Below are 22,590 nucleotides of genomic sequence, written 5' to 3' on the forward strand. Positions count from 1 at the left end.
ACGTAAAAATAACTGTGTGCCGAATTTGACCTTGCGGGGTCTCTCTAGGTGGACTAGAATCAACTTCTCTCACCATGACACCCAAAGTCGCCAAAAAAGAGCGTTGGGTGAGGGCACGACTGCTTTCACAGGCACCTCACGCCGAAGATCGGCAAGGGAAGGCGGTCGAATCGGCACAAGACAATTTCTTCGCCGAAGCCTTCCGCCTCAGCCCTCACCTGATCGGTATTACAGATCTCGAGACAGGGCTCTGTCTCGAGATCAATGACGCCTGCCTAGCCACATTCGGCTTTCGCCGGGATGAAGTTATCGGAAAGACGACATTGATTTTGGGCATTTGGCCTGATCCTCATGATCGGGCCAGGCTCATCGATCGATTGAAATCTGAAGGGTCGGTCCGAAACCTTGAAGTGTCGACGCGGATGAAAGATGGGGAGCTGCGACAATTTCTCATCTCGACGGACGTGATTACTCTCAGAGAGAAGCCCTGCCTCCTGACGATCGGCAATGACATTACCGATCGCAAGCGGGTTGAGGAGGTGCTGCGTCGGACCCATGAAGAGTTGGAACAACGCGTCCAGGAAAGAACGGTCGACCTCGAGCGAACCCATGCAGCGATGCGGGATAGTGAGGCGCGCTTCCGTTTGTTCATCGAACATGTGCCGGCTGCTATTGCGATGTTTGACCGCAACATGCGTTATTTGGTGGCCAGTCGCCGGTGGATGGAAGACTATCAGCTTGCAGGGGGGATCCTCGGCCGATCGCACTACGACGAGCTTCCAGAGATTTCATTACGATGGAAAGAGATCCATCGTCGCGGACTGGCCGGAGAAATTCTGAGCGCAGATGAAGACCAGTTCGTTCGAGATGATGGCTCGATGCAGTGGATGACGTGGGATGTTCGCCCTTGGTATAGCGGCGATGAAGTAGGCGGAATTGTGATTGCCACGGAGGATGTGACGGCTCGTGTGGAGGCACAGAACGCCTTGCATGAAAGGGAGGGACGGTCCGACCAGGTCATTCAGTTGGCCAACTTCGGAATTTTTGATCATGACCATCGCACGGGGCAAATGTACTGGTCCCCTGCGATGAGAGAAATCTACGGAGTGAGACCCGATGATCCCGCGTCTTTCGAGGGGTATGTTCAGTTACTCCATCCGGAAGACCGTGAAACAGTTGTCCTGGCTATCAAGCAGGCCCAAGATCCTGCCGGTGATGATCTCTTCTCGGTGGAACACCGTGTGTTGCACCGCGATGGGAGTGTCAGGTGGGTGAGTTTTCGATCATGGACGCTATTCGACAACGAGGGGTCTGAGCGCCGCCCTGCTCAAACCTTGGGGGCGATGATCGATATTACCAAGCGCAAACAGGCCGAGGAAGCGCTGAAAATAAGCGAGCGCCGATTCGCATCCTTTATGGATAATTTGCACGACTTTGCCTGGATCAAAGATGCTCAGGGGCGGTATCTCTACGTCAATCGACTCTTTGAAGAATCTCTCCTCAAAAGATTAGATTGGAAAGAAAAGACTGCGCGTGAGTTGTGGCCTGAGGAGATCGCCGTACAATATGAGTTGAACGATCGGAAAGTGTGGGAGACCAGGGTCCCTCTGCACACAGTCGAGCCGTTCGTTCAGGATGGGGAGTTCCGGCACGCGCTTGTGAGCAAGTTTCCCATCGTCGATCATAAAGGAGCGCCGGTGTTGCTGGGAGGTGTCGCCGTCGATATCACCGAACGCAAACAGGCGGAAGAGGCGCTTCATCGCAACCAGCTGGAATTGCATCAGCAGCAAGTGCAATTGGAAGAACTGACGTCCAAGCTGCTGGCTGCGCAGGAGCATGAGCGAAAGCGAATCGCCCGTGATCTGCATGACGATGTCAGCCAGCGATTGGCCGCCTTGGTCTTGGAAGTCGCATCCTTGGAACACCACCCGTCTACGGTACCCGGTGAACTGACTCGAGCGCTAGCTCCACTTCGTGAACAGTTGGAGCAGCTTTCTGACGATGTGCACACACTCGCGTATCGGCTTCACCCTTCGCTCCTGGAGCATGCCGGATTGCGCCCGGCGGTTGAAGAGCATGTTCATCAGGTTTCTCGGCGCACGGGCTTGCCCATTCATCTGAAGATGCTTGATGTTCCGGATGCGGTGCCGCTTGATCAGGCGACCTGTCTTTTCCGTGTTATGCAGGAAAGCGTTCAAAATGTGGTGAAACATGCGCAGGCAACGACCGTGACGGTCCAGCTCCGAGGGTCATCAAAGGGGGTCGGTCTGTCCGTCATTGATAATGGGAAGGGATTTGATTCACAGGACCTGCGTATTCATCAACAAGGGCTGGGATTGAGCAGTATGGAGGAACGGCTGCGACAACTGCACGGGTTCTTCCGACTCCAATCTCGCTCATCTCACGGCACAAAGGTCTGTGCGTGGGTACCGTGCAAGGTGGAGGTCTCATGAATCGGCCCCGCATTCTGATGGCTGATGATCACGCCATTGTCCTGGCTGGACTTCGGAAACTGGTGGAAGCCGAGGGCGAGGTGGTTGGTATGGTGGAGGACGGACGAGCCTTAGTGGAAGCGGCGCAGCAGCTTCGTCCCGACATCGTGTTGCTAGACATCTCAATGCCGTTGCTCAACGGACTCGATGCAGCGCGCCAAATAAGTAAGCTCGTGCCGGAGAGCAAGCTCATCTTCCTGACCATGCACGCCACCCCTACCTATGCGACCGAAGCCTTTAAGGCCGGAGCCTCCGGCTATCTGATAAAGCGGTCCGCCGCCGTGGAGCTCAAGCAAGCTATCCAGGCGGTGATGCGAGGACAACACTACATGACTCCGCTCATCACGAAAGATGTCTTGGCAGCGACACTCCAATCTCCGGATGGTCAGTTCAATAAGCCGTTGGTGACCTCCCTTACACAACGGCAACGGGAGGTGTTACAGCTTGTGGCCGAGGGAAAAGGTACCAAGGCCATCGCCTCGATTCTGAACATTTCCGTAAAAACCGTGGAGTTTCACAAGTTCCGCATTATGAGTGAGCTCGATCTGCACTCGACGGCCGAGCTCGTCAAATACGCAATTGCCGAAGGCCTTGTGAGTGTGGTGTCGTAGTCGCATCCACTGGGCACGCCTACTACCCGAGGTATCATCGTGTTCTACTGCTACAACATCATGAACTCATGTACTAGTGTTACCATTCAGTACTAGTAATCTCCCTGCATCTTTCTAGTGGGCTTCCTAGTTCACAAAGTCCGTCATACATCCTTACTATTAGCTAACAAAATAATTTTTCCGTTTTTGTACGTTGGTGCATGCAATACCGATTCATTTGAGCCTGTAGGATTCTTCGCTAACAGTTGAGAAGTCGTTGTAATTTTTGATCTTTGTGTAGGAAGGTGTATGCAAGTTTCAGCGATCATCGACCGTGTTTATGGTGCCCTAGAGCAGTTTGGTACTACTTGCTCAATGGAAGAGGTGGTTGGGCTTTGTCCAGACCTGACCTGGAACCAAGTGTATCTAGCCATTGACTATTTGAGCAAAACTGGAAAGGTCTCCGTGACCTTAGACCCAGACAGGACGTACACAGTCCGGGTCTATCCATCAGTCACTGAGACATCTCAATTCTCACCCAAGCAAGATCACGTCCACAGTGCTGCCTAGAACCTTGGCGTAGCGTACTCTTGCTGCTGGTCGCCCGAGCTTACCGTAATAATCTCCCGTGGAGTATGGGTTCCTGATGAGCTCTGCCTAACGTACTGCCAGCTTACAGCAGTCTAAACTTTCTAAGGGCTCCCTGCCTCATCAAGTGGATGATAGGGAGATGTCAGCTATTCTCGGATGGCCTTGGCTCGTTTTTGGAGATAGGCGTTTCGGACCGCAGCATAGAGGTCGAGCGTCGATTCTTCCACCCCCTGAAACTTTTCCAGATTCAAGGAGCGTTCGTTGACGACTTCAGTCGCGCGTGCGCCAATCGATATGGCATACGTGGCCGCCCGCTCATCGATGGAGACCACTGTCGGAATCGAATCGATGTTATGCATGGTCGGCAGGATGAGCCAGTAAATCGGATTGAGGGCGATGTCTCCGGCATAGCCGGCAAGATCTCGAACCGTATATGGTCCCAGAATCGGTATCATGAGATAGGGACCTGGTGGAACGCCATAAAATCCGAGCGTTTGTCCAGTATCTTCCTCCGGTGTCGTCAGCTTGAAGTAATGTTGGGCCACATCGAAAAATCCGCCGATCCCGACCGTCGTATTAATGAGAAATCGCCCGACTTCAATTCCAGCTCCTGTGAATTTTCCCTGAAACATATTATTCAGGAATCGTGGGGTCGCACGGCTATTGTAGAAAATATTGCTGACGCCCACCTGGACAACATTCGGCACGATGAAGTTGTACCCCTTCGCGACTGGCTTCAACACCCAGCGATCAAGCTGCCGGTTGAATTCAAATACCTTACTGTTCAGCGGTTCCCACGGATCGTACTCGTCGCCCGCCTCATCGCCTGGTTTAGAAAACGGATCGAGTGGCTCTTCAGAAGACGCGTCGTGGATCGGTGCTTCTGACGGGAGATCTTTGGGATTGGCATCAGCCAGAAGAACTGGCCGAGCGCTCTGCTCGATGGTGGAGGGGAGTAAGTTGGTCGAGCCCTTGTGTGCGGCGCAACCGGAGAGCACGATCAACAAGACGACAAGAAAAATTCCATATTCACATCGTCTGAAACAGGTCGGCCCATACGCAGCTGTTGTATTCATTCTTCAGATCACCTTCGTGAGATCAATAAGACGAGTATCGAGTATACGGTGCCGCACTCTACCAAAGAAGTTGAGTCACCCGCCAATCAATTATTTTGGAATTGCTCTGGTGAAACGAGGACTTGCGTACGGCCGTCGCTCCTCCGCCATCGTGGCAACAACGTTGCTCCCCTCGTACTCATCGAGAGGTCAACATAGCCAGATGGGCCTGTATCCACTGCGGTTCAGGATTCTGCTGAGGGTGTTTTTGAAGGGTAGCTTGCGGCATGCGGGGGGTCTGGTGAGCTCAGGCTTCGAATACGGAGGATGCCGATGAAAGCCGTCGTAGGAGTGGATGGATCGAAGTATTCAGAGTGGGTGTTGGGTTGGCTGGGTAAGATGTCGCTTCGCGTGGCACCACGAGTCACAGTAATTCATGTGATGGATCTTCAATCTGTACGAGCGTCGTTCATCGTCCAACCGTCCGTCAGCGGATATGAACCGGACGATGGGGAAGCCATTCATCTCTTGGAGTCTCGAGCCAAGTAGGTCGAAGCAGAGACGAAGCAGCGTTTTGTGAAGCTTGGGCTTAAGGGCTTGGTGTACGTCGTGCAGGACCAGATTGCACAAGCCCTCATCGAACAGGCGGGCCATAAGGGATTGATCGTGGTTGGGAGCCGTGGGTTAGATGCCATCGATCGTTTGGTGCTGAGGAGTGTCTCGATAACAGTCACGCTCCATGCGTCCCGTCCGGTCTTGATTGTGAAAGAGCCTCCCCAAACCATTCGGCGGATGCTCGTTGCGACAGACGGCTCTCCGTCATCCAAGAAAGCGCTCCAGTTCATGACCAAACAGTTCACGGCCATGCCTGATGCCAAGCCGCTCGTGATTTTGCTGGTCCATGTTATGCCGTTTCTGCGCTACACGATGGTGAAGGAGGCGGGGAGCAATTGCTCGCGCAGGAGGCAGTCAAACTTGAAAAAGTCGGGTACCGCATCAGGCAGTTTCCCTGTGTGGGGCCAGCTGCTGAGGAGATCATGAAAGTGGTGAATCGCGAACAGCCGGATCTGATCGTGACAGGGGCCAAAGGGCGAAGTGCAGTGATGCGCTTTCTCCAGGGCAGCGTCTCGATGCAACTCGCCTAACAGAGTGCCTGTTCCGTTCTCGTTGTCAGATAAGTCGCGAACCCATCAACCTACCGCACGCACAGAACCAGAACCATCGCTCGCCTCTGAGAGAGGCAAGCGATGGCATGAATAGGAAGAGGCTTGACGAAACGAAAGAGTCCTTGCCCTGAGAAATGTCTCTCTCCGCCAGACCGGATCATCTACCGCGCAAGAGTACTTCTCAACAAGATGAGGCCTTCCCCAGGAGGATGCCCAATTCTGGGCCGGTGCCCTACGCACTCTTTTTGTACACGACCCACGCACCGATGAGGAGTCCACCCATCACCAATCCGAACAGCGTCATCGTATCCATACGGCTCCTTTCAATTAAGAAGACTACAAACTCTTGTCTTTGTAAGAGAGCAACTCTTGTGCTTGGATTCATCGAAGGCGGCGGTCTCTAACCTCATGAAAAAGAAGTGTCTACAACACCTTGTATGCTAAACGTATTCAGGGAGCTGGGGAGAATGTCATCAAGGCTGTCTATTCCATTGGACAACGAAAAGTGGGGGGAAGATTCAGCGCCTCAAGTGTGGTGGCTGAAGCGGCTAAAACGAGATCAGACGGTCACGTCCATGGGGTATCGACAAGTCTTGGTCGGGGCCGATCGGGACGATACGGGTCGGGTTGATGTCGTCGTGCGTGACGTAGTAGTGGCGTTTGATGTGGTCGACATTCACGGTTTCGGCAATGCCGTCGGTTTGGTAGAGATCTTTCAGATACCCGAACAGGTTCGGGTAGTCGACGATTCGTCGGAGATTGCATTTGAAATGTCCGTGGTACACGGCGTCGAACCGAACCAATGTGACAAAAAGCCGCCAGTCGGTTTCCACAAACTCCGGTCCGAATAAGTACCGGTGAGTTGCCAGGCGCGCATCGAGTTGATCCAGCGCGGTAAATAATCGCCGTGCCGCTCGTTCATAGCCCTGTTGGGATGTGGCGAACCCTGCTCGATAGACGCCGTCGTTCACATTCTCGTAGATGAACGTGTTGAGCTCATCGATCTCTTGCCGCAGGCCATCCGGGTACAAATCAATCGGGCTTTCAGTAAATCGATTGAACTCACCGTTGAAGATTCTCATCAGATCGTCATCGGAGTTGGTGACGATCCGTTTGGTGACGGAGTCCCACAGCACGGGCACTGTGATACGTCCGATATAGTTCGAATCCGTGGCTTTATAGGCTTCTCGAAGAAACTGGAATCCATTGATGGGGTCGGGGGAATGTCCTGCGCCTTCGCGAAATGCCCATCCTCGCTCGTCACGAATAGGATCCACGACGGTCATCCCGATCACACTCTCAAGCTTCTTGAGCTTACGCACAATGATTGTGCGGTGGGCCCAGGGGCAGGCCCACGAGACGTAGAGGTGGTAGCGTCCGGCAGCGGCGGGATAGCCCGAACTACCGTCGGCGGTCACCCACCTCCGGAACACATCCGGCTGGCGCGTAAACTCACCGGCTGGCGATTGCTCATCTGGAAATTGGGCTCGAACTTCCATACGGCGGCACTCTCCCTTGAAATCAGTATCTCATATCCACAACCTCTGTTGCAGAGGAGTCTCTTTGCACGGCTGTCGCATTTCGCTACAGCATCAAGCATTCACAGTGGCAAAAGGCGTCGAATGTACGGCATTGCATGAGAAATATCACGTATTCGGGAGGCATGCCCCGTGCGAGAAGCTCACAGTCGGAGGACGAGTGAATCTGAGATCAAAGAGTGGACCAAGGGGATGGGATTTGTGGCTCATACCTGCCTGAATCAGCACACAACCGGATTGCGCGCACAGGTCATACGTGGTTTGGCAGCTTGCATAATCATGGCGCTGGGTGTTGCCTGCGAAAACAAACCGGGAGAGACCTCCGCGGTCAAACCGGACCTGCCTTCCGCGCGAACGGGCTTGTTGCGTCTGACGCCCGAAGAGTTATCCCGAACGCAGCTGGAACTTGTGCCGGTGGCGCAGGGGCAGCTTCTTTCACATCGTGAATTTTCCGCAACGGTCCAGGCCAACCAAAACGAATTGGCCGAGGTCACGACCCTAATTCGAGGCCGGGTCGTGAAGGTTCATGTCGATGTCGGGCAGGACGTGAAAAAGGGCGCTCTTTTGGCGATGCTCCATAGCGTTGACCTTGGCGTGGCGGAGGGAGACTACCTCAAGGCCGGGGCCAGGTTGCATGAAGCGGAGCTGGCACACCTTCGCGCCAAGGAACTGTACGAAAACAAAGCCATCAGTCTCGCTGAACTGCAACGACGCGAAGCTGCCATGAAGACGGCACGAGCTGAACTGCGGGAGGCCAAAAACCGTCTCGAACTGCTTGGTGTGCCACTAGAGGAAATCGGCAGGCTGGAGCGGGAATTGACGATTAAGGCCGACATGCCCCTACGCGCGCCGTTCGATGGGCGAGTGATCACACGCAATATCACACGGGGAGAAGTGGTCGAGACGGAACAAAAGCTGTTCACCGTGGCCAATCTTACGGATGTGTGGGTGATCGGCAACGTGCCGGAGAAGGACGTGCGATTCATCCGCAAGGACCAGAAAGTCACCGTGGTCGTGGCGGCCTATCCCCATGCGATCTTCAGCGGGACCATCACCTATGTCGGAGACGTGCTTGATCCCGCAACCCGAACCATGAGCCTCCGGGTCACCGTGCCGAACCCCGATCGACTGTTGAAGCCGGAAATGTTCGCCATCATCAGCGTGTTGGCAACTCCAAGTCCGGACGTGCTGAGCGTTCCGCTAGCGGCTGTCCAGGATGGGCCTGGCGGTACGATGGTATTCGTTCAACGGGAGCCAGGCGTTTTCGAGCCACGGCCAATCAAGTTGGGGAATGAAGAGGGAGACGTGATCAGGGTGCTGGAGGGGGTGAAGGCCGGCGAGCAGGTCGTGACGAAGGGCTCCTTCGCCCTTAAATCTGAAATGGAACGACACAAGATCGAGCCCACGCCATGATCGCCTCTCTGCTGGAATTTTCCTTGCGGCAACGGATTCTAGTCATCGGCCTGGCCTGTCTGCTGTCGGTTGTCGGTGTGATTGCCTTTCAGTCGATCCCGATCGATGCCTACCCCGATGTGACCAACATCCAAGTACAGATACTGACCGAGGCTGCGGGGCTCTCGCCAGTCGAAGTTGAACGGTTCATCACCTATCCGCTCGAACTTCAGATGACCGGGTTACCTGGATTAGCGGAGATCCGGTCACTTTCCAAATTTGCGCTATCCCAAATCACGGTCGTGTTCAACGACGACGTGGATATGTACTTTGCCCGCCAGTTGGTCCTCGAGCGAATCATGGCGGCGAAGGATCGGTTACCAGAGGGGCTCGAACCAGTCATGGCTCCTGTCACAACGGGGCTGGGCGAGGTCTATCACTACTATGTCGAAGGGCCCCATGCGACAGCGACCGATCCACAGGTCGTCGAGAGGGAGTTGACGGATCAGCGCACCATGCAGGAGTGGGTCCTGCGGCCCCAGCTCAAGAGTGTGCCGGGAGTGATCGATGTGAACAGTATGGGTGGGTTTGTGAAGCAGTATCAGGTCCTTGTCGATCCGGCCAAACTGCGCAAGTTCGACTTGACGCTCCAGCAGATCTACGAGGCGGTGGTGAAGAACAACGCCAATGTCGGGGGCAACGTGCTGGAGCGTCATGCCGAACGCTCGATCGTTCGAGGGCTTGGATTGATCAGGACCGTGGGTGATATCGAATCCATCATTGTGAAAGCGGTTGGTGGCACGCCGGTGTTCGTCCGGGACGTCGCTGAAGTCGGCATTGGCCATGCCGTTCGCCATGGCGCGGTGGTTCTCAATGGGGAGCGGGAAGTCGTGATCGGAACAGTGCTTATGCTTCGGGGAGGTAATGCTCGTCAGGTGGTTGAGGCGGTCAAGACGAAGCTGGAGGATCTGCAGCAGAGCAATATTCTTCCGACAAACACAACGCTGATCCCTTTCTATGATCGCATCGAACTCGTCACTGCGGCCATTCATACAGTGCGGGACGCGCTGATCGAAGGGGTCGTGCTGGTGGTCTTTGTCTTCTTTTTCTTCCTGGGCCATGTCCGCAGCGCCATCATTGTCACGGTGACGTTGATTGTCACTCCGCTCGTGACCTTTATCGTGATGGAGCGGTTCGGGCTCTCGGCCAACTTGATGACGCTTGGTGGGCTGGCGATCGCCATCGGTGAGATTGCCGATGGGTCCCTGGTCGTCGTGGAAAACGCCTATCGGCATCTCGCTCAACACAGCAGCGCGTCGCAGGAAAGCAGGCTCAGCATCATTCTCCATGCGACGAAGGAAGTCGGTCGACCGATCCTGTTCGGCATTCTGATCATCAGTGTTGTCTTCTTGCCGCTCATGACGTTGCAAGGAATGGAAGGCAAGATGTTCGCGCCGCTGGCCTACACGCTGGTGATTGCACTCTTGGCCTCAGTTGTGGTGACGCTGACCCTGTCACCAGTCCTTGTGTCGCTACTCTTGCGCAGAGACCGTCTTGAAGAGACGCGCGTGACGGTCTGGATGAAACAGGCCTATCTGCCGGTGTTGCAATGGACGATCCGGCACCGCGGCCTCATCCTGACGAGTTCAACAGCGATCGTGCTGTGCAGCCTTTCCCTCGTTCCATTCGTGGGGCGGGAATTTATTCCACTCCTTGAGGAAGGGGCCCTGACACCTCAAGTGGTGAAGTTGCCGAGCGTGTCGCTTCCTGAGTCTATCGAGCTAGAGAAGCAGACTCAGAAGGCCATGTTGGAGTTTCCCGAAGTGAAGATGGCGGTGAGCAGGATCGGCCGAGCGGAGATTCCCTACCACCCAGAAGATCTCTACGAGAGCGATCCGATTGTCTCCCTCCACGACCGAAGTACCTGGAAGACGGCGAAGACTCAATCAGAATTGACCGATGCGATCCGCCGGAAGTTAGCTGAAATTCCCGGTATCTCTATTCTCATGAGTCAGCCAATCCAAGAACGAGTGGATGAGTTGATCTCCGGCATCAGGACCGAATGCGCCATCAAGCTGTTCGGAGACGATCTCGACCTGCTCCGCGACAAAGCGCAGGAGATTGCGGCCCTGATACAACACATCAACGGCGTCAAAGATATCAAGGTCGAACAGGTCGCTGGACAGCCCTACCTCATTATCGACATTGATCGGCAAAAGATTGCCCGCTTCGGCATCAACGTGTCGGACGTTCAAGAGATCATCGCCACCGCGATCGGTGGGAAGGCGGCGACGCAGGTCTATGAAGGCGAGCGCCGGTTTCAGCTCACCCTGAGATTTCCAGAACCATACCGGAACAGCGTTGCCGCCATCGGAGAAATCCGCGTGAAGTCTTCTTCCGGAGCGCTCATTCCCATGAGTGACCTGGCCAAGATCGAAATGCGTGAAGGCCCGGCTCGTATCAGTCGAGAGCATGTGAAGCGCCGCATCTACATCGGCTTCAATGTCGTAGGCCGGGATATCGGCGGTGTGGTGGATGAAGGGCGCGCGAAGCTGGCGGCGCAACTCCACTTACCGGAAGGCTATACCGTCGTATGGGGCGGGGCGTTCGAAAATATGGAACGGGCCAACGCGCGATTGATGATTGTCGTGCCGATCACACTGGGCCTCGTGTTCTTTCTTTTGTTCTGGGCCTTCCATTCGATGCGATACGCAACCTTGATCATGATCAACCTGCCGTTCGCGTTGATCGGAGGCGTCGTGTCGCTCTGGCTGAGCGGACAGTATCTGAGCGTACCGGCCTCTATCGGTTTTATCGAGCTGTTTGGGCTGGCCGTGGGAAACGGGATCGTGCTGGTCTCCTATATCAACCAACTGCGCCACGAGGGGCAGCAGATCGATGAAGCGATTCTGGCCGGCTGCAGTCTCCGTCTTCGCCCCGTCGTGATGACCATGATGACCACGCTGCTTGGACTTCTGCCGCTGGCGCTGGCGCAAGGAATTGGGGCGGAGGTCCAGCGGCCGCTGGCAACCGTCGTGATCGGCGGACTCTTCACGTCGACGGCGCTGACGCTGGTTGTACTGCCCGCGCTCTATAGTCTGTTCGCTCGGCAGGAGGTGAGGAAAGAGGAGGCGCCGGAATGGGTGTGAAGGAGGGGTGGATGGCAGGGGGCAATCCCTGCGCTCGCTGAGGCCCCACATCGGAATGTGCTCCCTCAATGCGCGCGATGAGGGATTGCTCCCTGCCGTCCACAGTAGGATGGTTGAAGATCAGAGCTCGTTCCGTGTGCGTAGCTGAGGACCAACGAGCTGGCCTCTTGGAGGAGAAACAACGGTGCAGCCACGAGTAGGCATCAATCTTGTAAGTGTTCTCGTTAAGTTTGCCAGGTTTGTGACCTTTGTGGGCAGGCGAGGCCGAATCCACAGGGCGATCAGTCAGAATGGGGAGAGGGGGGCTTCTTATGGGATATGTGTTGGTGAGGATGACCTTGTTGTGCCTCTTCATCGCTCCTGGGGCTGTTGCGTATGCAGCCGGCGGAGAGCAGGAATTTTCCAAAGGGGAAAACCTGTTGAAGAGCAAACAGTATGCGGAAGCGAGGGCAGCGCTGGAGGCCAGCATCCTGAAGAATCCGTCCAATATCCAGGCCCATTTCAATCTGGCCGAGGCTTGCCGAGCCCTAGAATCCTGGGCCTGTGCGGAGCAACATTACGAGAGCGCATTGGATCTGGATGCCAAATCAGGGACAAAATCCTATTTGCCCAAGACTAAAGCGAAGGTGTGGCGCTTACGGGAGGAAACGACGGCATGGCGGCTTCTGAACGAGGGGAAGGGCCTGATGGCCAGTGGAAAAACGAAGCAGGCGGAGGAGGCTCTGCACAGCGCCGAGGAGCTTGGTCTCAACAATGAGCAACAGACACTCTATCAGCAACTACAGGCGAAGCTACCACGATCACGATCTGCCCCCTCGAAATATCTGGCCTCTGCCGGATCGGTAGGAGGTGCGGGGGAGACGGAGACGCTCGATACGCAGATGGTTCTAGTGCCGGCGGGGAAGTTTATGCGGGGAAGTAATCTCGGAGACGATGAGAAACCCGTTCGGCAGATCTATCTCAATGCCTTCTATATGGACAAATTTGAAGTGACGGTCGGCCAGTACGCCAGGTATCTGCAGGCGACGGAAATGGATGAACCTCCGGACTGGAGCACTATGAATCAAGCACAACATCAGAGACGCCCGGTCGTCAACGTGAGTTGGGAGGATGCGGTCAATTACTGTAAATGGGCCGGCAAGCGCCTGCCGACCGAGGCGGAGTGGGAGAAAGCGGCGCGGGGAACAGATGGACGGATCTATCCCTGGGGTAATGAAGCTCCAAGTCGGCTCCATGCCAATTACGGGAGAAAGGAGTGGGACGACCACCTCGCCTTAGCCCCGGTCGGCTCGTATGAAGCGGGGAAGAGCCCCTACGGGATCTATGATATGGCCGGGAATGCTTGGGAATGGGTGTTCGATTGGTATGAACTGGATTACTACAAGAAAAGTCCTGAAAAGAACCCCATCGGGCCGGCAAAAGGCGATGGAAAAGTGTTGCGGGGCGGATCCTGGCTGTACGTGTCTGAGTTTCTGCGGTCCGCGCACCGGTTCGATGCGCAGCCGACGAATCGGCTCTTTGGATACGGGTTCCGTTGTGCGAAGACGCCATAGCTCTTTTGCCAGCGGCACCGATTGATGAGGGGGCTTTGGGTATGTCCGGGATGTCGGAGTGCTTCCTTGGTTCAAAAGACAGGGCTCAAGGATATTTGGCGAAGCAGATCAAGTCGAGATGGTCATAATGATTGGGAAGAATCGTTTCAGCTTTGTAACCAAGGTCCATGAAGAACTGAATGTTTCTGGCTGTGCGCAGCATGGTGCAGGCATAGAACTTGTGGGCATCGGTCGTGGCTCGTTCAATTTCGTGGATGAGGGCCTTTCCTACTCCTTGACGCTGATGAGTGGGACTCACGGAAAGCAACCGGATCACGCATACGCCGGCTACTGTCCAGAAGCGCACGGAACCGGCGATCGCTCCCCCCACTTCTGCCATGAAAATATGTTTCTCTCTGGCATCCTCTTGAAGGCTCTCGAGGGTTTCTGTCGTCCAGCCGCTGATTTTGTAGAGTCCGGCATACTCACCGAACGCGGCTTGTTGCACCTGGAGGAGAGCAGGAAAATCCGCTTCGGTGGCTGGTCGAATGTGAACCATCACGCAGATCCTGGCTAGAGAAGGACGCCCGCACTTCATAGCGGAAGGAGAGAAGATTCGCAAGAGCGATTGAATTCAGGTTGGAAGAGGACAGCGAGAGGGGGCATGTCATTGCAACTCAACAATTCAAGGGAGCATTTATGCTGAAAGAAGTAACAGGAGATATCTTACGGACAAAGGCAGAAATGGTGGCACACGGTGTGGCTCCGAACGACAGCTATGCGAATGGCTTGGCACTGAGTCTTCGAGGCCAATGGCCCGCCATGTACAAAGATTTCAGACATTATTGCCAAACGTTTACGCCGAAGACCGGTGAACTATGGGCCTGGGCGGGTGCCGGGGGAGTGCGCATCGTCAGCCTGTTTACTCAAGAATCAGCTCCCAGCCATGGAGCCAAGCCTGGGAAGGCCACGATCGAGAACGTCAATCACTGTCTCAAAGCCTTTGCGAAGTTGATCGAGAGCGAGAAAATCCGGAGCGTTGCGCTTCCCCGCTTGGCAACAGGTGTCGGAGGGCTCGACTGGAAAGAGGTGAAGCCGTTGATTGAAAAACATCTCGGCCACTTGTCCATTCCGGTCTACGTGTACGCAACATATCAGCCAGGCGTTCAGGCCACGGAGGGATGATGGCTTGCCGCGCGATCAATATGCTGCTGGTTTCTCAAGGTCTATTAAGGTCACCTGTTGACGTTGTGAACAATGCCGCATCGGAGTCGGCTGGCGACGTGATGCCCGTCACGCAGCTTGGCCACCGTACCGGCGGCGCTCGGGATGTGCGGCTCTCCTCGGCTGTGACGTGACGCGCCGATTATCGCGGATCACATCGTCGACGATCATTCCGCAATTGACGCAGCGCCAACCGTGAAAATCCGCTGGCGAGCCAGTCTGCACCGCGAAGCTATCGTCACTGACGGCGAGGCCGTTGCATCGTAAGCAATTCATTGATCATCTCCCAGTAGAATGTCCTTTCCTATCCGAGGACCCTGTTGCGGAGTCTCGGTGGTGGCAGCTTGAATCATGCGCTGCATTCGTGCGGCTTGCAGCAAGGCTGTCCCATCTTGGAAGCCCAGCACGTACCGCCTGAGAATCTCGGGAGGGCACTGTCGATAGTTGTCGGTATGGTCACTATTCATCAGGGCATCCCGCAGTCCATCTGCTTCCGCGCTCCACTCGTCCACTTCCGTTTCTGTGCGAGCCTGTGCAGATTGCCGTCGACACCACTCGATACGAACAGTGATGGGGTGTGTTGCGTGTTTCATGATTTACTCATTAGATATCCAATCTCACGTCTTATTTCTCTTGGCAGCAAGTTGAATGCCACGGTAAAGAGTGGCAAAGAACCCTGTCCTGATGGTTCTGCTTACTCAGCAGTTTGGTACGTAATTATAATGAGTTACACGATGGGATGAGGTCGGCGATGACAAGGCCTATGGATACCAGAGTAGTCGAGGTCAGTGGAGGAGGTGTAGGATGGGGACTCTACTGTTTCCTAATGAGACTAGGTAAAGCTCTAGAATAAATATCTGGTGCTGAAGAGAGTAGGTTAAGCGTATGGCATCGCAACTCCTGCTTCTCCCTCGTTGAAGATTCCACGATCACTCTAGCCTTTACCTCCTTTGAACTTCAAAAGGACACAAGAATATGACAACGTGAGCTTAAGGGTGGTCTTCGCAAGCAACATTGTTGCCTGCGCTTCGCGTAACGGTTATAAACAGTCCAGAGGATCTTCTGCTCAGGCATTTTCCTAGCATGGCAAACAAACTACGGCGTTCAACTAATTTTCCCAAAGCAGCGATTGAGGCGCTGTGGCAGGGCAATGTGATCGAAGCAATCAAGGTGGTTCGCCAGGAACGGAATATCGGCCTGAAAGAGGCGAAGGAAGTGGTCGAGACCTACATCGTGTCCGAGCCGGCCCTCAAGAAAAAGATGGACCAAGTCCTTGCCACGGCGAAACAGAGATTTATCCGGTGGCTTATCGGATTTCTGGTGCTTGCCGCAGGAATTACATATTTCGTGATGGGCTGATTTGAGGCCATGAATGAGCTACTCGCTACCGGTCCTTGCAACCATTCTTCCATTCGTTCTGCCGATCCCTTGATTTCCGTCGGTTTGCCCCAGCCATGGGCAGTGTGGCGATTTTCACCTGCGGTGTAGATCTCCACGGCATCGTGACGCGTCTGGCGGCGCCAATTGTCTTGATCAAGGCATGGACGCACTCGATATATAGGCACAAGTAATGCATCATCAAGTATGTCCATTGCGCTCGCATCCTTTCAGCGGAGCTGGGCGTATGGAGCAATCGAATCGCGAAAGACGTTCGTTTATTCTGCGTAGTCGTTGACAGCTGCTCAGTCACAGGCAATGTCTTCCAGGTCGCGAGGGATAGGATGAGATAAATCCGCAGGGGGGATTGCAGTACACGTACTGACTTACAATGGCTGAGAGGGAATGGCCGTGGTATGAAGCCTGGCTTCGGTTAACATCACAAGCGGAGTACACTTCTCGCTTCCTCAGGCGAGACGGTGCTGCGTAATTGGAGGCATCTGATGAATGATCAAGACACACAACGAGCGGTCGAAATTCTCAACCGGATTATGGAGCATGAACTAGCGGGAGTCGTACGCTATACGCATTACTCACTCATGATCTACGGCTATAATCGCATTCCTATTGTGTCGTGGCTGAAGAGTAATGCTGACGAGAGCCTTGCCCATGCGCATAAAGCCGGGGAACTGGTTACCTTGCTTGGTGGTCACCCATCGCTGAAGATTGGAACGCTCTTGGAAACCGAGAAGCACGACGTGGGGGATATTCTGCGGGAGAGCTTGGAGCACGAAAGGGGTGCTATCGCAGCCTATTACGATTTGCTAAAGATCTCCGAAGGAAAGTCCGTCCTGTTGGAAGAATTTGCACGAGAAATGATCGTGGGTGAAGAACTGCACCTTGATGAGGTGAACAAGATGCTGCGTAAGTCAGGTGATGTTCAGCCATTTCGCCCCTAACCCGTCCATGCAATCGGGCACGATACTCGTGCCGAGACATGGTTTGCCTCATCATATGACGGGTGAGGCGTTGTGCTGATGGGGGTGATGATGCCGCGATATGGTAAGACGAATGTTCGGATTGGTCTTGGTCTGATGTTGAGCGTGGTGCTGGGGGCGGGGGTGGTGTCGGCCAAGGTGCAAGTCTTGCCAGAGACGGTGTTACTGGTGGGGGGAAAGAAGGTTACCGAACACAAGGGCATGCTTGACCATCCTGTCGTGAAAGGGCTGCTTGCGGCGTTCGAGCGGGCTGAAGCGGCGTTACAAAAAGAAGATATCGATGCTCTCATGCGGTTTTATGCGCCCGCCTATGACTATCATGGATTGAAAGATAACGACGTGCGACGGGTGTGGGGCGAGGTATTTGAGCATTACAAGGCCGTAGAATCACTCCATCTGTTCTCCGATATCAAAGTCCTGCGGGTGAATGACGAACTCCGTGTAGAGGTCACCTGCACGGGTGGCTTGTATGGCACTGACGAACACACAGGAAAGCGGCTCACACTCGACAGTTGGTTTCGTGAAGTCCACTATCTGGTGAAAGAGGGTGATGCCTGGCGGTTTCTTGGCAATGCCGGCGAGGTGCCAGCTGCCGCCCCTTTCTCGTCGGCCCCGCACCATCCGCTATTTTGATTATCCGTGAGACTTAGGTTTGTCGACGGCGAGCCATGATCGCCGGTCTGGCGGCAAAGAGCAGGAGAGCCGCGTAGTAGGCAGCGCCTGACACAGGATCCCGGTTCAGAAACACCTCGGCTGGCGACATTCTTCTGAGCCATATCCCCACTACCAGGTCGGCGAGCCAGACGAAACCCATGGCAATGAAGCCAACAGGCAGTGCCGAAGACTGCTGAGCATCGAGCTTGTGACGGACGACCCATCTCGCTGCGGCGACCATAACGGCGAACATCAGCGGCATCTCCAACAATTCAGCCGCTCTTTCCCCCAGCAGCGGAACGAGGAAGAGGACCCGCCCGGTTCCCAGCACGAACCCCGCGCCGAACACGAGGAGAAAATAAAGGACTGCTGCTTGCAGGATCCGCATGGACCCTTGAGGTGTTGGGGTGAACAATCATTGAGCACATCAATGTGTCACGCTACTAACTGTGTTGAGCTCGTCAACGATGAAACGGGCCATGAGAGTCCAAATTGTTTCACTTCGCTACACAGCAGACGCTCGGCGTGGGTGTCATGCCCATTTTCTTGTGTGCGCTACCAGGCGACTAGATTTTTGCCTGCACATCGAAGATAGTGGCTCTGTGTGGGTGACCAATAGCCTTGTCTGAGAAACGGCTATGTCACGATTGATCGCGGTGCTCGGCGAGTACACGCCCTCATCGGAGTGAACTCTGACGATATTACCCTCTTGAAGCAGGAGCGGCTCAGAATATCATGAACTAGCATTGAGGGACGAAACAGATGATCGATGCGGCACGGTTCTATGAAACGCATGCACTGACCTATCTTGAGGATCGAGATCGGTCCCGTGTAGGGGCTGAGGTTGTTCAGAGTTGGGTGAGATCTCTCCCGTTTGGTGCTTCCGTCGTCGAAATCGCCTGCGGCGGAGGGTATCCCATTACACAGGTTCTTGTGGACTCCGGGCTTGCAGTATGGGCGATCGATACATCTCCCACTTTGCTGAGACAATTTCGATTGCGTTTCCCCACGATTCCAACGCAATGCGCGTCGGCCCTTGACAGTGACTACTTCGGGCGGACATTCGAGGCAGTCATCTCGATCGGCCTCGTGTCTTTTCTACGCGAGGACGAGCAGCTGGCCTTTCTGCATCGGGTAGCGGAGATCCTCATACCACGAGGTCGTTTTCTCTTCACGGCGCCTGTCGAAACAGGGATCTGGCAGGATGTCACCACCGGTCTCGACTGTTGGTCGCTCGGTCGAACCGCGTACACTCGTGCTCTCGAACGCAATGGACTTCGCGTGATCCGCACGCATGTCGATGAAGGGGAAAATAATTACTACGAAGCCGAAAAGATCGGTGAAGCTGCGTGGTGGTGAGACAAGGCCCATTATGCCTGTGTGAGCCGGTTCGCCAAACAGCGGGTTGCTGCTGAACCAGAGTGTTGGCCTGTCAGGGAGGCGGTATAAATTGTGAGGATCTGTCGGACACAGACATTCTCGAGATCACAACACCGATCATAGACAATCTGATGGAGGCTTCTACCCGGATCGATTACGAGGCGCATGTCAGGGATTTCAGTGATCGGATGAAAGCAATCGTGACCAAAGAGCATCTTCAGAAGGTGTGTCAGCAATACCAGGCAGAGAAGGGATTCTTCGCTGAACGTCAGCCGGTTGCTGTGTTCAAGCGGCCTGAGTCGGCAGCCATCATCTGGAAACAGCGCTTTACCAAAGCCAAGGGCGAGTTTGTGGCGGAAATGGTTTTGGTTCATCACAATGGTCGGTATCTTTGCGATCATGCCATGGTGTTCTAAGCCATGCCGCGTGTGCCAGCGTGAGTATGTGGTTGTGGCGATGAATCCAAGCTATGATGGAGCCGCTGATTAGGTCGTTAGCCATCCACTATGCCCCTCCTCCTTCAGCCTCCTTTCGTGGCCATGCTCATTGCCATGGCAGCAGGGCTCATCCATTCCCGCCTCGGTCCTTGGCCTGAGGTTCTCTGCATGCCGCTCATCGGAGGCATACTCGTGGTAGCCGGTTTTACATTCATGATATGGGCCCGCATGCTCTTCACGTTTCGTGGGACCACTCTCTTTGTTGGTCAAGAAGCCTCTCAACTGGTGTGCGACGGCCCCTTTCGATTCTCGCGCAACCCCATGTATGTTGGAGTGCTCGTGTCGTTACTCGGCCTCGCCCTGTGGGTCGGTACAGCGTCCATGTACGTGGCCGTACCGTTCACATTCATGACCTTCAACTTCTTTCACATCCCACGCGAGGAGCAGAGATTGCGTGAATCATTTGGCGAGCGGTATCTCACCTATTCGAAGGAAGTTCGCCGGTGGCTGTGACGACCATTCTTGCGTTCCCACTGATTGCCGTAATTCTTACGCTCTCACTCTGGCATGTCTATTGGCTGTTGGGAGGCCGTATAGGATGTGAGGCTGCCATTCCGGAAGTGGATGGCAAACCGATGTTTCAGCCGTCGGCCGTCGCCACATTCATCGTGGCGGTTGCGTTGGCGCTGTGTGCCGTATTGCTCGGCGCGACCGCTGATCTCATTCACCTCCCGGTGTCACATACGTGGCTGGTATGGCTGACCCAGGCATTGGCTGCAGTGCTGCTCCTGCGTGCGATTGGAGATTTCTGACTGGTGGGATTCTTCAAACGGATCCGAGGGACTCGGTTTGCTCGTTTGGATACGGCGGTGTACTCCCCGCTCTGTCTTCTGTTAGCCATTGGTTCGTCCATCGTTGGGTTCACGTCATAATCGCACAGTCAGGGAGGTTCTGAGATGGTCGAAGCTACAAGCGAATCGGTTTGGTGTCAGACGCAGCTCACGAGCGGAGCGCACTCCTCTCTCTTGGATACCACGCGAGAGAAGGGAGGCAGCGAGTCGGGCTTTCATCCTCATGGCCTGCTTGAGGCGGTGCAGACTGGCATGACGACGAGAGTAATGCAGGACTGTAGCCGTCGAGGGGCGGTCGCCTTTGAGTACGAGGTCGAACTCCAGGGGGAGCGGTCTGAACAAAATCGAGATCGCCTGCTCGATGTGGCAGGGAAGTGTCCGGTTCGCCGCACCCTTTTCATCACACCTGACATTCCGCCTCCTCTTCGAGGCCTCATTGAGTGTGAGGTGTGTGGGATTTGGGCTGCACACACGTATTAGAGAGGAACTGGACAGGGGAGAATCTAGGCCTCGGCACCCATACGTCTCACTCAGGTCACTGCGGAAATCAGGAAGACGTGAGCCGATAGATTCTGCTAGACTCTCCCCCACGACGACGAAGGAGGAAAAAGTGGCATACGATCTTCCCCAGAAGGCATTGGAGGCGCTGTTGCAAGGCGAGCGCAATAAAGCGGTCGATCTGGTTCAGCTTGAGGGAAACATGAGTCGGGAGGACGCCAGGGAAGTAGTCGCGACCTATATCTTCGCAGACCCCTCTATACAAGCGATGATGAGAATGAAGGAAGCCACAGCGGGAACCAAATGGGGCCTCATGCGTTGGTTAATCCTGTTGCAAGCCATTGTCGTCGCGATCGGATACTTCCTCTTTTTCCACAATCAATGGTGAGCGGGCCTCAGGCAGGAAGGTGACCTGACTGTCGCTGTCCCGCTGGTTTGGCGTATCCCCCGCTTGCGGTCTGCTTTCTTTTGCTCTGGCCCCACCCGGAGACACGAGCATGTTCCTTCCGTGGCTTTTCTTCGTCGTCTCCGCCGGCGCGATTGTCTTCGCAGGGACGAAACTCTCACGCTATGGTGATCAGATTGCCGAACTGACCGGCTTGGGGCGGCTGTGGATTGGCGTCGTGTTGATGGCCGCCGCCACGTCCCTGCCGGAAGTCTTTACCACGATGAGCGCTGGCTGGATCGATGCTCCGGACCTGGCGGCCGGCAACCTCTTTGGGGCCGGGATGAGTAATATGCTGACGCTTGGGCTTATCGACCTTCTGTACCGTCAGAAGCGGGTATGGCAGCAGGCGGCCTTGGGGCATACGTTGGCGGCGACCCTTGCCATGGTGTTGACGGCCCTCGCGGCGTTTTTCGTGCTGTTACGGGTCGAGGTTGTCCATTTCGGCGTAGGCTTTGAGAGTGTGATACTCCTGATCCTCTATGTGTTAGGGATGAGGCTGGTGTTTCGGCAAGAGGACATGGCGCGCCGTCAACTCGAACACAAAGCCGTCGTGGAGGGTCTGGCTGAGGAGCCAGGCTCCGCGGGAGTCGACGTGATGCCCTCCGTTATGCCGTCAGAGGGTTCTCCATAGGCGCCCTCGTCTTGCTGGTCGCGGCGCCGGTGTTGGCCTGGTCGGCTGAGCGGATCGCAGAAGAAAGCGGCATGACCGCCACTTTTATCGGAACGTCACTGGTTGCCATCACCACTTCGTTGCCTGAGCTGGTCGTCTCGATTTCCGCCGTTCGATTGGGCGCGTTCGATCTGGCGGTCGGCAATCTGTTCGGCAGTAATGCCTTCAACATGGCGGCGTTCTTCTTTGCGGATCTCGCCTATCGCGGGGGAGGGTTATTGAGCACCGTGAGTTCAACGCATGCGCTCACGGCTTTGTGGGCGATCATTATGATGAACATCGGGTTGATGGGGATCATGTACCGGGCGGAGCGACGGTTCAGGCTGATTGAGCCGGATAGCCTGTTGATGATCGTCGTCTACGTCCTGGGGCTCTGGCTTCTCTTCAACGGGTAACCAGCAACCAACCACTCCTCCAAGTACTCCCACCTTCTTTGTGTTGCATTTGACCACCATGGCCCTTTGCTGACGTGGCATAACGCCACAGTGAACAGCGTAAGGACGTCAGATAGTCGAATGCTATGCATGGCATGCACCCTGCTGTGAATA

25 protein-coding genes and 1 pseudogene are annotated in these 22,590 nt (G+C 55.1%); 20 read left to right on the top strand and 6 right to left on the bottom strand.

Going from position 1 to position 22,590, the window contains the following annotated elements; translation table 11 throughout:
• The first annotated feature begins 74 nt into the window (after window positions 1–74).
• Both E8D52_00195 and E8D52_00200 read left to right on the top strand, forming a co-directional pair.
• Window positions 75–2,453: a PAS domain S-box protein gene (locus tag E8D52_00195; GenBank protein ID TKB70556.1), complete on the top strand. Its 2,379-nt coding sequence runs from the start codon at window positions 75–77 to the stop codon at window positions 2,451–2,453.
• On the top strand, window positions 2,450–3,103 hold the full coding sequence (locus E8D52_00200; GenBank protein TKB70557.1) for a response regulator transcription factor: 654 nt from the start codon (window positions 2,450–2,452) through the stop codon (window positions 3,101–3,103). Before E8D52_00195 ends, E8D52_00200 begins: the two co-directional genes overlap by 4 nt.
• Before the next feature lie 716 nt (window positions 3,104–3,819).
• Here the strand turns inward: E8D52_00200 and E8D52_00205 are convergent.
• Entirely contained in the window at window positions 3,820–4,749 is a 930-nt protein-coding gene (locus tag E8D52_00205) for a VacJ family lipoprotein (protein ID TKB70558.1), read from the bottom strand.
• Window positions 4,750–5,061: 312 nt separating this feature from the next.
• Here E8D52_00205 and E8D52_00210 point away from each other — a divergent pair, with 312 nt between their 5' ends.
• From E8D52_00210 to E8D52_00220, 3 genes are read left to right on the top strand one after another with little or no spacing between them, the layout of a single operon-like run.
• Entirely contained in the window at window positions 5,062–5,277 is a 216-nt protein-coding gene (locus E8D52_00210; protein ID TKB70559.1) for a hypothetical protein, read from the top strand.
• Window positions 5,278–5,304: 27 nt separating this feature from the next.
• Window positions 5,305–5,769 carry a hypothetical protein gene (locus E8D52_00215; protein TKB70560.1) on the top strand — a complete coding sequence of 155 codons (465 nt, stop codon included), beginning with the start codon at window positions 5,305–5,307 and terminating at the stop codon, window positions 5,767–5,769.
• On the top strand, window positions 5,679–5,873 hold the full coding sequence (locus E8D52_00220; GenBank protein TKB70561.1) for a universal stress protein: 195 nt from the start codon (window positions 5,679–5,681) through the stop codon (window positions 5,871–5,873). Before E8D52_00215 ends, E8D52_00220 begins: the two co-directional genes overlap by 91 nt.
• 569 nt (window positions 5,874–6,442) lie before the next feature.
• Here the strand turns inward: E8D52_00220 and E8D52_00225 are convergent.
• Complete coding sequence (locus E8D52_00225) at window positions 6,443–7,393, bottom strand: glutathione S-transferase family protein (GenBank protein ID TKB70562.1); 951 nt, start codon at window positions 7,391–7,393, stop codon at window positions 6,443–6,445.
• 171 nt (window positions 7,394–7,564) lie between these two features.
• On the opposite strand from E8D52_00225, the gene E8D52_00230 reads away from it, so the two are divergent.
• From E8D52_00230 to E8D52_00240, 3 genes are all read left to right on the top strand, one after another.
• On the top strand, window positions 7,565–8,845 hold the full coding sequence (locus E8D52_00230; protein ID TKB70563.1) for an efflux RND transporter periplasmic adaptor subunit: 1,281 nt from the start codon (window positions 7,565–7,567) through the stop codon (window positions 8,843–8,845).
• A complete protein-coding gene (locus tag E8D52_00235) occupies window positions 8,842–11,973 on the top strand; it encodes an efflux RND transporter permease subunit (protein ID TKB70564.1) in 3,132 nt (1,043 codons plus the stop codon). Before E8D52_00230 ends, E8D52_00235 begins: the two co-directional genes overlap by 4 nt.
• Window positions 11,974–12,263: 290 nt before the next feature.
• Entirely contained in the window at window positions 12,264–13,526 is a 1,263-nt protein-coding gene (locus E8D52_00240; protein TKB70565.1) for a tetratricopeptide repeat protein, read from the top strand.
• An 85-nt stretch (window positions 13,527–13,611) separates the two neighbouring features.
• On the opposite strand, the gene E8D52_00245 is transcribed toward E8D52_00240, so the two are convergent.
• Complete coding sequence (locus E8D52_00245) at window positions 13,612–14,103, bottom strand: GNAT family N-acetyltransferase (GenBank protein TKB70566.1); 492 nt, start codon at window positions 14,101–14,103, stop codon at window positions 13,612–13,614.
• Between the two features lie 101 nt (window positions 14,104–14,204).
• Between E8D52_00245 and E8D52_00250 the strand changes: the two genes are divergently transcribed.
• Window positions 14,205–14,690, top strand: a complete 486-nt coding sequence (locus E8D52_00250; protein TKB70567.1) for an Appr-1-p processing protein — start codon at window positions 14,205–14,207, stop codon at window positions 14,688–14,690.
• Between the two features lie 108 nt (window positions 14,691–14,798).
• Here the strand turns inward: E8D52_00250 and E8D52_00255 are convergent, their stop codons facing one another.
• Window positions 14,799–15,005 carry a hypothetical protein gene (locus tag E8D52_00255; protein TKB70568.1) on the bottom strand — a complete coding sequence of 69 codons (207 nt, stop codon included), beginning with the start codon at window positions 15,003–15,005 and terminating at the stop codon, window positions 14,799–14,801.
• Entirely contained in the window at window positions 15,002–15,322 is a 321-nt protein-coding gene (locus E8D52_00260; protein TKB70569.1) for a hypothetical protein, read from the bottom strand. The genes E8D52_00255 and E8D52_00260 overlap by 4 nt, the downstream gene beginning before the upstream one ends.
• Before the next feature lie 490 nt (window positions 15,323–15,812).
• Here E8D52_00260 and E8D52_00265 point away from each other — a divergent pair, with 490 nt between their 5' ends.
• The 3 genes from E8D52_00265 to E8D52_00275 all read left to right on the top strand — a co-directional run bounded on the left by E8D52_00265 (window position 15,813) and on the right by E8D52_00275 (window position 17,737).
• Window positions 15,813–16,088 (top strand): hypothetical protein, encoded by a 276-nt coding sequence (locus E8D52_00265; GenBank protein TKB70570.1) that lies wholly within the window; start codon window positions 15,813–15,815, stop codon window positions 16,086–16,088.
• A gap of 521 nt (window positions 16,089–16,609) precedes the next feature.
• Complete coding sequence (locus tag E8D52_00270; protein TKB70571.1) at window positions 16,610–17,065, top strand: bacterioferritin; 456 nt, start codon at window positions 16,610–16,612, stop codon at window positions 17,063–17,065.
• Window positions 17,066–17,152: 87 nt separating this feature from the next.
• Window positions 17,153–17,737 (top strand): hypothetical protein, encoded by a 585-nt coding sequence (locus E8D52_00275; protein TKB70572.1) that lies wholly within the window; start codon window positions 17,153–17,155, stop codon window positions 17,735–17,737.
• A gap of 13 nt (window positions 17,738–17,750) precedes the next feature.
• Here E8D52_00275 and E8D52_00280 read toward each other — a convergent pair whose 3' ends face one another.
• Window positions 17,751–18,146 carry a hypothetical protein gene (locus E8D52_00280; GenBank protein TKB70573.1) on the bottom strand — a complete coding sequence of 132 codons (396 nt, stop codon included), beginning with the start codon at window positions 18,144–18,146 and terminating at the stop codon, window positions 17,751–17,753.
• Between the two features lie 374 nt (window positions 18,147–18,520).
• Here E8D52_00280 and E8D52_00285 point away from each other — a divergent pair, with 374 nt between their 5' ends.
• The 8 genes and pseudogenes from E8D52_00285 to E8D52_00320 all read left to right on the top strand — a co-directional run bounded on the left by E8D52_00285 (window position 18,521) and on the right by E8D52_00320 (window position 22,437).
• Window positions 18,521–19,117 (top strand): class I SAM-dependent methyltransferase, encoded by a 597-nt coding sequence (locus tag E8D52_00285; protein ID TKB70574.1) that lies wholly within the window; start codon window positions 18,521–18,523, stop codon window positions 19,115–19,117.
• A gap of 86 nt (window positions 19,118–19,203) precedes the next feature.
• Window positions 19,204–19,554 carry a hypothetical protein gene (locus E8D52_00290; protein TKB70915.1) on the top strand — a complete coding sequence of 117 codons (351 nt, stop codon included), beginning with the start codon at window positions 19,204–19,206 and terminating at the stop codon, window positions 19,552–19,554.
• A 90-nt stretch (window positions 19,555–19,644) separates the two neighbouring features.
• On the top strand, window positions 19,645–20,088 hold the full coding sequence (locus E8D52_00295) for an isoprenylcysteine carboxylmethyltransferase family protein (GenBank protein TKB70575.1): 444 nt from the start codon (window positions 19,645–19,647) through the stop codon (window positions 20,086–20,088).
• A pseudogene (locus tag E8D52_00300) lies at window positions 20,085–20,507 on the top strand (DUF3995 domain-containing protein). Before E8D52_00295 ends, E8D52_00300 begins: the two are co-directional and overlap by 4 nt.
• Window positions 20,508–20,531: 24 nt before the next feature.
• Window positions 20,532–20,906, top strand: a complete 375-nt coding sequence (locus E8D52_00305; protein ID TKB70576.1) for a hypothetical protein — start codon at window positions 20,532–20,534, stop codon at window positions 20,904–20,906.
• Window positions 20,907–21,036: 130 nt separating this feature from the next.
• Window positions 21,037–21,312, top strand: coding sequence for a hypothetical protein (locus E8D52_00310; protein ID TKB70577.1), 276 nt, complete (start codon window positions 21,037–21,039; stop codon window positions 21,310–21,312).
• 109 nt (window positions 21,313–21,421) lie between these two features.
• Entirely contained in the window at window positions 21,422–22,003 is a 582-nt protein-coding gene (locus tag E8D52_00315; GenBank protein TKB70578.1) for a hypothetical protein, read from the top strand.
• Entirely contained in the window at window positions 22,000–22,437 is a 438-nt protein-coding gene (locus E8D52_00320) for a hypothetical protein (protein TKB70579.1), read from the top strand. Before E8D52_00315 ends, E8D52_00320 begins: the two co-directional genes overlap by 4 nt.
• The last annotated feature ends 153 nt before the right edge of the window (window positions 22,438–22,590 follow it).

It is taken from the genome of Nitrospira sp. (assembly GCA_005116745.1).
In the GTDB taxonomy this organism is placed as follows: Bacteria; Nitrospirota; Nitrospiria; order Nitrospirales; family Nitrospiraceae; genus Nitrospira_D.